Source organism: Paenibacillus cineris, from assembly GCF_018333335.1.
GTDB lineage: Bacteria > Bacillota > Bacilli > Paenibacillales > Paenibacillaceae > Paenibacillus_AQ > Paenibacillus_AQ favisporus.
The window spans coordinates 540,479-552,587 of the sequence record NZ_BORU01000005.1 but is presented as its reverse complement, the minus strand read 5'-3'; the positions used below and the strand labels follow the sequence as shown (position 1 = coordinate 552,587).

Here is a 12,109-nt window from a genome sequence, read left to right as displayed (position 1 = left end):
CAAGCTCTCCATCAAGTCCGCTCGACTTGCATGTATTAGGCACGCCGCCAGCGTTCGTCCTGAGCCAGGATCAAACTCTCCAAGAAAGTTGGAAGAATCTGCTCACCCGAAGGGAGTAGCTTTCCAAAGAAAGTTTGTAGCTCATTTTGAATATGACGAGATTGATTTAATCTCAATCGCTCCGGTCATAAGACCATCGCGTTTATACTCACTCGTTGTTCAGTTTTCAAAGATCAAACTTCGTTTCGTTACCGCTCAGTGTTTCAGCAGCAACTCTTATAATATATCACAGACTCGATAGATTTACAAGACTTTTTTTGAAGAAGTTTTTTCTATCAAATCTCATTTTCCCCGACCTGCTAACTCGTTAACTCGGCCGGACTTATAATTTATCACAGTTCTCACTACTGCCGCAACACACAAAATATTCCATCGAATCTTCATACTATACTTTTACCCACAACAAAATAAATTCTAGCATATTTCAAGCATCTTTTTCATATATTCATACTAGTTCTTTTATAAAATTAATACAGCATTCATAGAGTTCAAACTGCCATCGGAAATGCTCTTGCTGAAGAATGGTTACAAATGATACGAACCTTGAATTCAATTAGAAGCAGGCATTCCGGCGATCACCTCGAAATGCCTGCTTCTGCTCATATTGACCTGCTATCATCCATTAATCCATGGGTTTTTACGCGGTCTGTCAGCAGCTGTGCTTTTTCTTTCCTTTTTGGCGGCGGGAGCTTTCGATTTATTAACCTTCGCTTTATCCTTCGGGTCGCTGAGCGTTTTTACCGTCTTGGATGTAGTCTCATCAGCCGCAGGCTCAGAATCCTCTACCTCGGATGTCTCATGGACCGCCGCCTCATTGATGGTAGCTGTCGCTTGTGTCTCTTCCCCAATCGGGGCTGGGTAGGCAGGCGCCGGGTTACGGTCCCAGTACGCCGCGTTCTCGGCGGCCCCTACAAAAGGGGCGTTGGGCCCTGCATGCTCATAGGCTCCCAGCGTCGAGGGAAACCCCATTCCATAAGGTGACGGGTAGCACCAATCATATGGAGTGGGATAAGCATGATGCGGATAGGCGTATGCCGGATCCACTTCTGGATAATGAGTCATCGGTGCGTAATTCGGATAAGCTTCCGCCGGAGATACCATCGGCATTTGGTTTGGATAGGCCGCTGCCGGGGATACCATTGGTATTTGGTTCGGATAAGCTTCGGCCGGAGATACCATCGGCATTTGATTTGGATAGGCCGCTGCCGGGGATACCATCGGCATTTGATTCGGATAAGCTTCTGCCGGGGATACCATTGGCATTTGGTTCGGATAAGCTTCGGCCGGGGATACCATTGGCATTTGGTTCGGATAGGCTGCTGCCGGACTTACTTGAGTATTCGGAAACATGGCATTCGCGTTTGGATATGCTGCTATCGGCTCACTATAAGGCTGAGCGTAGAATGGATCTACTCCCGAATACGGGGATACCACTCCTTGGCACCCACATGGACTATACGGCGCAATTCCAGCGTGTACCGGATGATAAAACGCCGGCTCTACACTGTGCGGAAACGCCTCATTTGGCTGGTAATGGGCCGGCCCCACATGGATGGGCTCATAAGCGACCGGATGCTCGTGATTTTCCCAATGCGGCGCATAGGCAGGGGACACACCTGTCGGATAAGCGTTGGGACCCGGTTCATACTCGGTACCCTGAACGATTCCCGGATAATAAGGTGTTTTCTGCTTGTTTTCTTGCATGGCGTGCTGCAGGTTTGCGTTCTCGGCATTCGGCATGTCGTGATAGGAAGCCACTTCGTGCACGGGACCCGGGTACTGAATAAAGAGGTTATGCGTAACTTCGCTGTAAATGGTCTCTTTGCTGTAGGTCGGCTTCTTCTCGGCTGCCGGCATCACGTTCGGTTGATTTTCCACCGCAGGCATGATATTAGGTTGGTTCTCCATGATAGGCATCACATTGGGCTGGTTTTCGGCAGCAGGCATGACGTTAGGCTGGTTTTCCGCTATGGGCATCACGTTTGGAAAGGTGTAATTCGGCGAGGTCATTTCCGGCATTTCCTGGTTCATCGACAGGTTGGGGAGCGGGGGTGGAGACGGTATGTTCGGCAGCTCGGGAAGCTGCTGCGGCAGCACCTGGGCATTGTTCTCTTCCTTATTTTCTTCCATAGGCGCGGTGAGCTCTTCTTTATTCGGTTTTTCCGCCTCTTCCGGCTCCACATTCTCCTCAATCGGTGCCGTCAATTCTTCTTTGGGACCGGTATATGTTTTGTTGCCGGGGATCGTTTTGGCATTCGCATTCCCGTCTACACTCTCGGCTGTGACGCCACCGACTTTAGGAATGTTGACCACTTCCCCCACAAGGAGCGCGTTCGGATTTTTGAGCTGCGGGTTGGCGTCGATCATATCCTTGAGCGTCACACCCCAGGCTTTGGACAATTTCCAAAGGCTGTCTCCCTGCTTGACGACATGCTTATGGATGATTTGATCGTTGTTTGGAACCTGTATCGGTTCCGCAGGAATTTTGACTTTCTGTCCGACCGTCAGCTGGTTTGGATCGGAGATTTGCGGGTTGGCGTCGATAATTTTTTGCAAAGAAACGCCGTATTTTTTCGAAAGCTCATATAATGTGTCGCCACTTTTGACCATGTGTATTTTCACGCGGCAAATACCTCCTAAACTTCTTGTAGGCGTGGGGTTCGCCTCCATTCGTTACTACATCTTATGCAGGGGATAGGCGGATGACATCCCTTTAGACAAAAAAATCCTTCCACGAAGAAGATCGTGAAAGGATTGTAGAGAAAAACAGGTCATAAAAAGGCTGTCGGAATCAGGATTCCCAAACTTTGTAGCCGTCCTGTGTAACGATTTTCCGGAATTCTTCAAGAAGCTTCAAAGTGACCGGTCCAGCCTGTCCCTGTCCGATAACGCGTCCGTCGATTTCACGGGCGGCAATAACTTCGGCAGCGGTTCCGGTAAAGAATACTTCATCGGCAATGTACACGTCGTGCATGCTGAACGGTTCTTCCTTCAGCTTGTAGCCCAGCTTCTCACAGAGCTCGATAATCGCCATGCGCGTAATGCCTTCCAGCGCTCCAAGGTAGCAAGGAGGAGTGTAGACGACACCGTTTTTAACGAGGAAAATGTTGTCGCCCGAGCCTTCAGTCACATATCCCTGCGCGTTCAGCATGATTGCCTCGTCTGCTTCCGCGAAATTCGACTGGATTTTGACCAAAATGTTGTTCAGGTAGTTCAGGGACTTAATCTTCGGATTCAGTGCATCAGGCAGGTTGCGGCGCTGCGATACCGAGACCGCTCTCAGTCCGTTCAAATAGGCTTCCTCCGAATAAATCGCCAGCTGCTCCACAATAATAAGAACGGTTGGCTTCGGGCAGCGTCTCGGATCCAGGCCCAGGTTCCCCACACCACGCGATACGATCAAACGGATATACCCGTTGCGCATATCATTCCGGCGAATCGTTTCCGCCATGGCGTCGCGCATTTCCTCGAAGGACAGCGGGATGACCAAATCGATCGATTTGGCGGAATCATACAGGCGGTCCAAGTGCTCTTTGCATTTGAAAATGTTGCCCTCATAGATTCGGATTCCTTCAAAAATGCCGTCCCCATACAGGAAGCCGTGATCAAACACCGAAACTTTCGCGTTTTCTTTCGTTACAAATTCTCCATCTAAGTAAATCCACTGTTCTGACATCTGTTACCGCACCTCCGAATTTTGTTCCTGATCCTGATAAGTAAAGCTCGGGTAAGATCCCAGCACGCGTACCTGGCAGCCCAGCGCTTCGATCTCGCCGAAGGCCGCCGTCAGCAGCACCGAGTCCACGGATTCGAGCACATCGATATAAAAGTAATAGCTTCCCAGCTTCTTCTTGGTTGGTCTGGATTCAATCCGCGACAAATTCAAACGCCTCCAAGCAAAGGCTGCAAGCACCTGATGCAGCGCTCCCGCAAAATCCTCGGGCAGCGTCACCAGCACGCTCGTTTTTTGCTGTTCAACCGGCCGGTTGAGCGGCGAAAGTTCCTCATGGCCGATCAGTACGAACCGGGTAAAATTGTTGTCATGATCGGTAATGCGTTTGGCCAGCACGTCGAGCCCGTGAGTAGCCGCTCCGAGTGTTGTGCCGATGGCGGCCCAGCCTTTGCCCGGATTGGCTTTGACGATGCCTACGGCTTCGGTTGTGCTGCCTGCGTTGATCAGCTCGGCCTGCGGAGCATGCTGGCGGATAAACTGCTGGCACTGGGCCGTGGCTACAGGATGAGACAAAATTTTCTCAATCCGGCTGTAATCGATCTCCCCTGCCTCGGATATAAACTCCTGGCGGTCACCGATCAAATTCTGGATCGACGGATAGACCCATTCCACCCGCATTGGAATGTCGACTTCATTCACCAACCAGTCCATATGCAGGCTTACCGAGCCCTCAATCGTGTTCTCAATCGGAATGACGCTGTAATCGGTTTTTCCCTGGGCCGTCGACAAAAATACGTCGGAAATCAGCTTATGATAGACCAGCTCCACCGGCTCATCCCCGAGCAAATACGCGACGGCCTCGTGGGACACCGACCCTTCCGGCAATAATGCAATTCGTTTCATGCGCTTACTTCCCCTTTACCATATCCATAAATGAACGGGACGGCATCCCGGAAATCTCAACGACTCCTTCCACGTCGGGAAGCAGCCATTTGGCGGATGCGTTGATGCCCTCAGCCCTCATCGTATTCAGGAGGAAGGCTTCCAGTTCGTTCTTTCTGGATTGTTGGCGGTCCACCAAAGCGAGCAGCGTGGGACCCGCACCGCTCAGCGCCACACCAAGCGCGCCGTGATTCCCCGCTTCCTCCAAAATCCGGGTCATGCCCGGAATGAGGGGAGCCCGGTACGGCTGATGCAGACGGTCCGACATCGCTTTGCCGATGAGGTCCAACCTGCCGCTGGCCAGCGCTCCGACCAAAAAGGAGGCCCGACTTACATTATACACTGCATCCTTACGGCTGATATGATCCGGCAAAACTTTCCTGGCTTCCGAAGTCTGCAGCTCAAAATCCGGGACGACGACCAGTACTTCCAGATCCTCAGGCGGATCGAAGCGGATGCATTCGGCGTGAGCACCGTCCCAAATCGCCGTAATGATGCCGCCATACAGAGAAGCCCCGACATTATCGGGATGGTCCTCAATCCCTGTGGCCATATCAAACAACTCCGCTTTGCTCAGCGGTGACCCGATGAGTGCGTTGGCCGCAGCCAATGCCCCGACAATCGCCGTGGCGCTGCTTCCCAGCCCACGGGTCAACGGGATGTCGGAATACATGGATATTTCGAGTTCGGGGACTTGAACTCCCGCCCGCTCAAACACCTGCTGCGCGACTTGATACAAAAGATTGCTTTTATCCCGGGGAATTCCCTGCATTTCGTCTCCGTACAAATGAAATACGGTCTGCTCCGCTTCCTTCATCTCGATCCAAGCGTACAGCGACAAGGCCATGCCCAGCGTGTCAAAGCCTGGCCCGAGATTCGCGGTACTGGCAGGAATTTTCACCCGTACCCCGTCAGGCTGAATCATACCCGCTCCTCTTCCAGCTTCGCGATCGCCTCCATAACGGCTTCCTCCGTATCCGGAACGACGATAGGCTCAGCGTTGACCGTTTTCAGCGCCACGTTCGGGTCCTTCAGTCCGTTCCCGGTCAGGACGCAGACAACCGTCTCCCCACCTTTGAAAAATCCTTCGCGCTTCAGCTTGTACACCCCTGCTACCGATGCGGCGGAAGCCGGCTCGGCAAAAACGCCCTCACGTGCGGCAATGGTGCGATATGCGCTCAGAATCTCATCGTCAGTGACGTAATTGATCTGACCGTTGGATTCTTCAGCAGCAGCGACAGCGGTCTTCCAGCTGGCCGGATTGCCGATCCGGATGGCGGTTGCGACCGTTTCCGGCTCGAGAATCGGCTCGCCCTTCACGATAGCCATCGCGCCTTCGGCTTCGAAGCCGACCATGCGCGGCAGCGAGGAGGCTTTGCCGGCTGCGTGGTATTCCTTGAAGCCTTTCCAGTACGCGGAGATATTGCCTGCGTTGCCTACAGGAATGGCCAGTACGTCCGGCGCTTTGCCCAGCTGGTCCACCACTTCGAATGCGGCCGTCTTTTGCCCTTCAATGCGGAAAGGGTTGACGGAGTTTACAAGCGTGATCGGATGCTTGGCCGTAATGTCGCGTACGATCTCCAGGGCACGGTCAAAGTTGCCTTCAATGGCAATGACCTTGGCACCGTAAATCATGGCCTGTGCCAGCTTGCCGAGGGCAATGTTGTTGTTCGGGATGAGAACGATGCAGTTCAAGCCGCCGCGCGCCGCGTAGGCCGCCGCTGCAGCCGAGGTGTTGCCCGTGGAGGCACACATGATCGTACGGCTGCCTTCCTCCATAGCCTTGGCAACAGCCATGACCATGCCGCGGTCTTTGAACGAACCGGTCGGATTCAGCCCTTCATATTTAAAATAAAGATCGAGTCCAAGCTCCTCTGACAAATTTTCGGCGCGGATCAGCGGGGTGTTGCCTTCCTTCAGCGTCAGGAGAGGCGTATTGTCGTTCACGGGTAAATATTCCTTGTACGTTTGCAGTAAACCTTGGTATGGCATCGTAAAACTCCTTTTCTGTATTCGAGGTAGTTATTTGAATGGGCAGGGTTACCCCTCAACCCGGTATACGCTCTTGATTCTGCGGATGACGTCCAGCCCTTCAAAATGCTGAAGCACCTTATCCATGCTCGCTTTGTTGGCTTGATGTGTCACGATGATGATCTCCGCTTCGGGATTGTGCTCGTTCGGCTGCTGTACGACCGATTCCAGGCTGACTCCGAATTCGGCGAACACCTGCGTAATTTTGGCGAGAACACCGGCTTTGTCGTCAACATGAAGCAGGATAAAGTTTTTGTAACTGATCTGTTCATCGGTCTTCAGCTTCTTCGGCTTGTAAGGAACGATCGCTTTCAGGCCGTTGACGCCCAGTCTAAGGTTTTTGATGACCGCCATCAGGTCGGCCACAACGGAGGTAGCCGTCGGCATTTCGCCGGCGCCGGCGCCGTAGAACATCGTCTCGCCGACCGCTTCACCGTACACGTATACGGCATTGAAGACGCCGTTCACAGCGGCGATCGGGTGCCCTTTGCGCACCATTGTCGGCTGAACGCTGATGCTGAAATGATCGTCCTGCCGGTCAGCAATGCCAAGCAGCTTCATTTCGTAGCCAAGGCGTTTGGCATACGTAATGTCTTCCTTGGTCACCTGCGAGATGCCGCGCACGCTGACGTCCTTCAGCTCGATGTTGGAGCGGAAGCCGAGCGTGCCCAGAATCGCCATCTTGCGGGCGGCGTCCAAGCCTTCGACATCGGAGGTCGGGTCGGCTTCGGCATAGCCCAGTTTTTGCGCTTCTTCCAGCACATCCTCATAGGACGCGCCTTCTTGGCTCATTTTGCTCAAAATATAGTTGGTGGTACCGTTCACGATCCCCATGATTTTCAAGATGCGGTCCGAAGAAAATCCTTCGATCAGCGTCCGGATAATCGGAATGCCTCCCGCCACACTCGCCTCATAAAAAACGTCGCACTGTTTCTCCTGAGCCTTGGCCAAAATCTCCGCTCCGTGCAGCGCCATCAGGTCCTTGTTGGCCGTGACGATATGCTTGCCGCGCTCCAGCGCCTCCAAAATGTAGGACTTCGTCTCATCAATCCCGCCCATCACTTCGACGATGACGTCGATTTCCGGGTCACGGATCACATCCCACGGATCTTCCGTCAATTTGCCTTGATCAACGGCCACGCTGCGCGTTTTTCCGGAGTTCTTCACCGCGATCCTTTCGATGACGACCGGAGAGCCCACCTGGCTGCTCAAATCCTCCTGATGGCCTTCCACGATCCTGACGACCCCCGTACCGACCGTGCCCAGACCCAACAATCCAACTTTAACCGGCTTCATTCTCATACCTCCCGTGAATCTCCAAATAACATTCTTTGTCTTCTATGACACCAGGCACGGACTTACCCCTGTCCGATCAAATTCGCCCGCTTGACTCCCGCTACGTCGCGCATGCCTTCCAGCATGTCCCCAAGCTCGTCGCCAAGCCGCGTCACTTCGACGGATATCACCACGTTCGCCATCCCCTGCAAAGGAATGCTCTGGTGGATCGTCAGCACGTTTCCGCCATAACCGGCCACCGTGCTCAGCACTTTCGACAGCATGCCCGCCCGGTGCTCCATATCGATGGAAATCGTCACGATCCGCTCGCGCTCCAGCTGGTTGATCAGGTGGATTCCGTCTTTGTATTTATAAAAAGCGCTGCGGCTCAGCCCGACTTGTTCCACGGCTTCATGAACCGTCTTCGCGTCCCCGGCCGCTAGCAGCTGTTTCACCTGCATCGTCTTGACAACGGCTTCCGGCAAAATGTCTTCCCGGACCAAATAATAGCGTTCTTTCACGAACGTCCTCTCCTCAAAGACTGATGTATTCATATAGTGGACATTATATAGGAACCCTTGCCTGACGGTCAATAGTCCGACGCCTTTTTAATCTCCATCATACAAAAAATTGCCCGCCATGTAACGTAAAATGTCAGAAACAAAAGGGGCTGCAACAAAAAACCGGACGCCGTATACGAAATTATACGGTGTCCGGTTCTTGTATGTTTAATAGTAGCTGCTGCCTTCTACAAACTCGAATTCAAAATCGCCGATTCTCACAATGGTGCCCTCAACGGCACCGCGTTTGCGAAGCTCATCGTCGATCCCCATATGGCGCATCGTCCGCGCAAGCTTCAGAATCGCTTCATGCGAGTTCATCTGCATGCGTTTGAGCAGGCGCTCAATTTTGACACTGTGGACCACATAAGCCTCGTTGTCTCTCGTAATGGTGAACGAGTTGTCCTCGGTCTTATCCAGCTTGTACACTTTTCTTTCGGTGATTTCGGGTACTTCTTCCAGCGCGGCTTCCACAGGAATCTGGTCCAGCAGATCCGCAGCACGATAGAGCAGCTCTTGAACACCCTGCCGGGTCAGCGAGGAGATCGGCATGATCTCCAGGTCAGGTCTGTCCTTGGCGACCTTTTCACGGAATTCAGCCAGGTTGTCTTGCGCTTCCGGCATATCCATTTTGTTCGCTGCTACGATTTGCGGACGTTCGGCCAGGTTGGCGTTGTACAGCTTCAGCTCGTCGTTAATTTTGACCCAGTCCTCGTATGGATCCCGTCCCTCGGATCCCGCCATATCCACCACATGGATAATGACGCGGGTCCGTTCCACGTGGCGGAGAAACTCATGCCCGAGGCCAACCCCTTCATGAGCACCCTCGATCAATCCCGGCAGATCGGCCATGACGAAGCTCCGTCCTTCCGCGACCTCCACGACGCCGAGGTTCGGCGTAATCGTCGTAAAGTGGTACGCCCCGATTTTCGGTCTCGCACCGGAAACGACCGACAAGAGCGTGGACTTCCCTACGCTCGGGAAGCCGACCAGACCGACGTCGGCCATCACTTTCAGCTCCATCACCACATACCGTTCCTGGCCTTCCTCCCCGTGCTCGGCGAGCTCGGGAGCCGGGTTGTTCGGGGTGGCAAAACGGATGTTGCCTCTACCGCCGCGGCCGCCTTTGGCAACGACCACCTGCTGTCCATGACGCGTCAAGTCGGCAATGACTTCGCCCGTATCATCGTCAATCAGCACGGTACCCGGCGGAATGCGGACGATCATGTCCTCCGCCCCTGCGCCATGCTGGCTCTTATTGCGGCCCTTCTCGCCGCGTTGGGCTTTGAAATGGCGCTGGTATCTGAAATCCATCAGCGTGCGCAGACCTTCGTCCACACGGAAGATGACATCTCCGCCCCTGCCGCCGTCACCGCCGGCAGGCCCGCCTTCCGGCACGTATTTCTCCCGGCGGAAAGCCACCAGGCCGTCACCACCGTCGCCGCCTTTGACATAGACTTTCGCTTTATCTACAAACATGACTTCACCTTCCTCATGCTCCACACGGCACGCGCAATTCAAATGAAGCCTGAGTCGGATCGATCTGCTCTGCTTTCATTTTCTTGCCTTGTACCACATTATATATTTGCTGCCGAAGCAGTTCCGGGTCCCCAAGGGAACCTTCTTCCTCAAACCTTACGATCAGCTCCGAGCCTTCCTCATAAAGGCTCAGGAACAGTTTGCGGGACTCGCCCCGCGAAGACTTGCTGCTGTATTGATATGCCCGGATCGTTTGGATGACGGCCAAGGCCAGATTGGCCCCTTCTTCCTGGCTGAGGTTGTTGATCAGCGTCATCTGGTCATCCACGTGAACGTCCAGCTCCAAATTGCTGCTGGTGCTGCGAAAAGACTGAAGGTAGAAAATAAGCGAAGGAATGCCCAGCTTGGCTATTTTGCTTTCGACAGCCATCTGTTCCTTTATTCTTTCCACACATTGAACCGCTTTATCACTTTTTCCGAGCTTGATATAACCATACAAAATTTGCAAATCATTCATCCAGTCATGGCGGTGATGGTTGAGCGTCCGGATGGCCGTCTGCTCCAGACTGCGGACTACGGCATCATGATGACGCGAAGTACTCCGGCGTATCTGCGCATATCCGAGAAAAAGCACCGCTAATATCCACAGCGGAAGGATCATGTACCAAATCCACGAGCCGCCACGGTATATAAATACTAACGGAATCACGATTGAAATGACCGCAGCGGCCATTATGCTCTTCCCAAATCTCATAGCACTCCCCGTCCCCGTCCCACACATGAGATAGTTAACATCATTGCCCAGTATACCATAATTGTCCAGTTATGTTCATATCAATAATACACAGCCTACAAAATAACCCCACCAAGTGGGGCTTTTGCTCCAACGCATATTCAGCTGATTTGCAGGGGGCTCCCAAGAATATGTTTTAATTCAAAAAGAGCCCCCGGCAAGCATTGCCGGAGGCTTCTTGTTCATTCTGCGTTCGCAGACAATTAAGCTTCTACTGCTGCCGCTACAGGAGCGACATCCACAGGATAAACGCTCACTTTCTTGCGGTCGCGGCCCCAACGTTCGAATTTCACAACGCCGTCCACTTTAGCAAACAGAGTGTCGTCTTTGCCGATGCCCACGTTCGTACCAGGATGAATTTTCGTTCCGCGTTGGCGAACCAAGATGCTTCCGCCAGTAACGGTTTGGCCGTCAGCACGCTTAACGCCGAGACGTTTCGCTTGGCTGTCGCGTCCGTTCTTTGTGGAACCAACACCTTTTTTCGAAGCGAACAATTGAAGATTCAGCTTTAACATGTTGTCTCCTCCTTCTGTTAGTAATGTACTTCTTGTATTTGAATATACTTCCCGTATGATTCTGCTATGGAATTCAGCATAACCACCATCGATTCCAGCAGCAACTGAACCTGTTCGTGCACGCCTGATTCCTCCATCGAAGGAACGTCCGCGCTCAGAAAACCGTTGTTCATTCTGCTGTCCATGACCGTTCCGGTTAATGCTTCCACCGAATTGACCGTTCCCACCGTGACCGCCGATACTCCGGCGCATACGATGTCTTCTCCGGCCTTCGCGTAGTTCGCATGCCCCTTCACTTCAAAGCCACGAATCTTGCCGTCTTCCCGGCGTAATATCCGTACGTTAATCAATTAGCGCACCTTCTTACGCTTGGATCTTCTCGATCGTAACTTTTGTGTATGGCTGACGATGACCTTGCTTCTTGTGGTAGTTCTTCTTAGGTTTGTATTTGTATACAACAACCTTCTGGCCCTTACCATGCTTCTCAACTTTAGCGGTTACGGATGCGCCGGCTACGACTGGAGTTCCTGCCACCAGACCGTTGTCACCGGATACGGCCAATACACGGTCGAAAGTTACACTTTCGCCATCGGCTGCGTTCAGCTTCTCGATGAACAATACGTCGCCCTCTTGAACTTTGTATTGTTTACCGCCTGTCTCGATAATTGCGTACATTTGCTTGCACCTCCTCATGTCTCAGACTCGCCTAATCCAGGTGGCCCGCCGTCTTAAGCAGCGGCACTTGTAAACCCGACCGGAGCGGTTACAGCATGTGACAAGC

General features: G+C 52.9%; 12 protein-coding genes, 1 rRNA gene and 1 other annotated feature. All 13 genes read right to left on the bottom strand.

Annotated features, from left to right (window positions below; genetic code table 11):
- Positions 1–86, bottom strand: a 16S ribosomal RNA gene (locus KI379_RS31925); the annotation flags it as partial.
- A gap of 589 nt (positions 87–675) precedes the next feature.
- Positions 676–2,682, bottom strand: coding sequence for a LysM peptidoglycan-binding domain-containing protein (locus KI379_RS31920; RefSeq protein ID WP_212986040.1), 2,007 nt, complete (start codon positions 2,680–2,682; stop codon positions 676–678).
- 169 nt (positions 2,683–2,851) lie between these two features.
- The gene (gene ilvE / locus KI379_RS31915) at positions 2,852–3,736 is read right to left on the bottom strand and encodes a branched-chain-amino-acid transaminase (protein ID WP_076174439.1); all 885 of its coding nucleotides are present in this window, start codon (positions 3,734–3,736) and stop codon (positions 2,852–2,854) included.
- Positions 3,737–3,739: 3 nt separating this feature from the next.
- The gene (gene pheA, locus KI379_RS31910) at positions 3,740–4,636 is read right to left on the bottom strand and encodes a prephenate dehydratase (RefSeq protein WP_212986039.1); all 897 of its coding nucleotides are present in this window, start codon (positions 4,634–4,636) and stop codon (positions 3,740–3,742) included.
- Between the two features lie 4 nt (positions 4,637–4,640).
- Positions 4,641–5,600, bottom strand: a complete 960-nt coding sequence (gene thrB, locus KI379_RS31905; RefSeq protein ID WP_212986038.1) for a homoserine kinase — start codon at positions 5,598–5,600, stop codon at positions 4,641–4,643.
- Positions 5,597–6,667, bottom strand: a complete 1,071-nt coding sequence (thrC, locus tag KI379_RS31900; RefSeq protein ID WP_116234237.1) for a threonine synthase — start codon at positions 6,665–6,667, stop codon at positions 5,597–5,599. Before thrC ends, thrB begins: the two co-directional genes overlap by 4 nt.
- A 48-nt stretch (positions 6,668–6,715) precedes the next feature.
- On the bottom strand, positions 6,716–8,002 hold the full coding sequence (locus KI379_RS31895; protein WP_076174430.1) for a homoserine dehydrogenase: 1,287 nt from the start codon (positions 8,000–8,002) through the stop codon (positions 6,716–6,718).
- A gap of 62 nt (positions 8,003–8,064) precedes the next feature.
- A complete protein-coding gene (locus KI379_RS31890; protein ID WP_076174428.1) occupies positions 8,065–8,502 on the bottom strand; it encodes an ACT domain-containing protein in 438 nt (145 codons plus the stop codon).
- A 207-nt stretch (positions 8,503–8,709) separates the two neighbouring features.
- A complete protein-coding gene (gene obgE / locus KI379_RS31885) occupies positions 8,710–10,020 on the bottom strand; it encodes a GTPase ObgE (RefSeq protein ID WP_145142027.1) in 1,311 nt (436 codons plus the stop codon).
- Positions 10,021–10,033: 13 nt separating this feature from the next.
- Positions 10,034–10,774 carry a Spo0B domain-containing protein gene (locus KI379_RS31880; protein WP_076174423.1) on the bottom strand — a complete coding sequence of 247 codons (741 nt, stop codon included), beginning with the start codon at positions 10,772–10,774 and terminating at the stop codon, positions 10,034–10,036.
- Between the two features lie 242 nt (positions 10,775–11,016).
- Positions 11,017–11,328 carry a 50S ribosomal protein L27 gene (gene rpmA / locus KI379_RS31875; RefSeq protein ID WP_076174421.1) on the bottom strand — a complete coding sequence of 104 codons (312 nt, stop codon included), beginning with the start codon at positions 11,326–11,328 and terminating at the stop codon, positions 11,017–11,019.
- A gap of 17 nt (positions 11,329–11,345) precedes the next feature.
- Positions 11,346–11,678, bottom strand: coding sequence for a ribosomal-processing cysteine protease Prp (locus KI379_RS31870; protein WP_076174419.1), 333 nt, complete (start codon positions 11,676–11,678; stop codon positions 11,346–11,348).
- 13 nt (positions 11,679–11,691) lie between these two features.
- Positions 11,692–12,003, bottom strand: coding sequence for a 50S ribosomal protein L21 (rplU, locus tag KI379_RS31865; RefSeq protein ID WP_076174416.1), 312 nt, complete (start codon positions 12,001–12,003; stop codon positions 11,692–11,694).
- Positions 12,004–12,016: 13 nt separating this feature from the next.
- Positions 12,017–12,103, bottom strand: a sequence feature (ribosomal protein L21 leader region).
- Positions 12,104–12,109: the final 6 nt, after the last annotated feature.

Bases quoted from the DNA above. Each gene is read 5' to 3' on its own strand.
- ilvE (WP_076174439.1), bottom strand. From the start codon at position 3,736: ATGTCAGAACAGTGGATTTACTTAGATGGAGAATTTGTAACGAAAGAA.
- thrB (WP_212986038.1), bottom strand. From the start codon at position 5,600: ATGATTCAGCCTGACGGGGTACGGGTGAAAATTCCTGCCAGTACCGCG.
- thrC (WP_116234237.1), bottom strand. From the start codon at position 6,667: ATGCCATACCAAGGTTTACTGCAAACGTACAAGGAATATTTACCCGTG.
- KI379_RS31880 (WP_076174423.1), bottom strand. From the start codon at position 10,774: ATGAGATTTGGGAAGAGCATAATGGCCGCTGCGGTCATTTCAATCGTG.
- rpmA (WP_076174421.1), bottom strand. From the start codon at position 11,328: ATGTTAAAGCTGAATCTTCAATTGTTCGCTTCGAAAAAAGGTGTTGGT.
- obgE (WP_145142027.1), bottom strand. From the start codon at position 10,020: ATGTTTGTAGATAAAGCGAAAGTCTATGTCAAAGGCGGCGACGGTGGT.
- pheA (WP_212986039.1), bottom strand. From the start codon at position 4,636: ATGAAACGAATTGCATTATTGCCGGAAGGGTCGGTGTCCCACGAGGCC.
- KI379_RS31895 (WP_076174430.1), bottom strand. From the start codon at position 8,002: ATGAAGCCGGTTAAAGTTGGATTGTTGGGTCTGGGCACGGTCGGTACG.
- rplU (WP_076174416.1), bottom strand. From the start codon at position 12,003: ATGTACGCAATTATCGAGACAGGCGGTAAACAATACAAAGTTCAAGAG.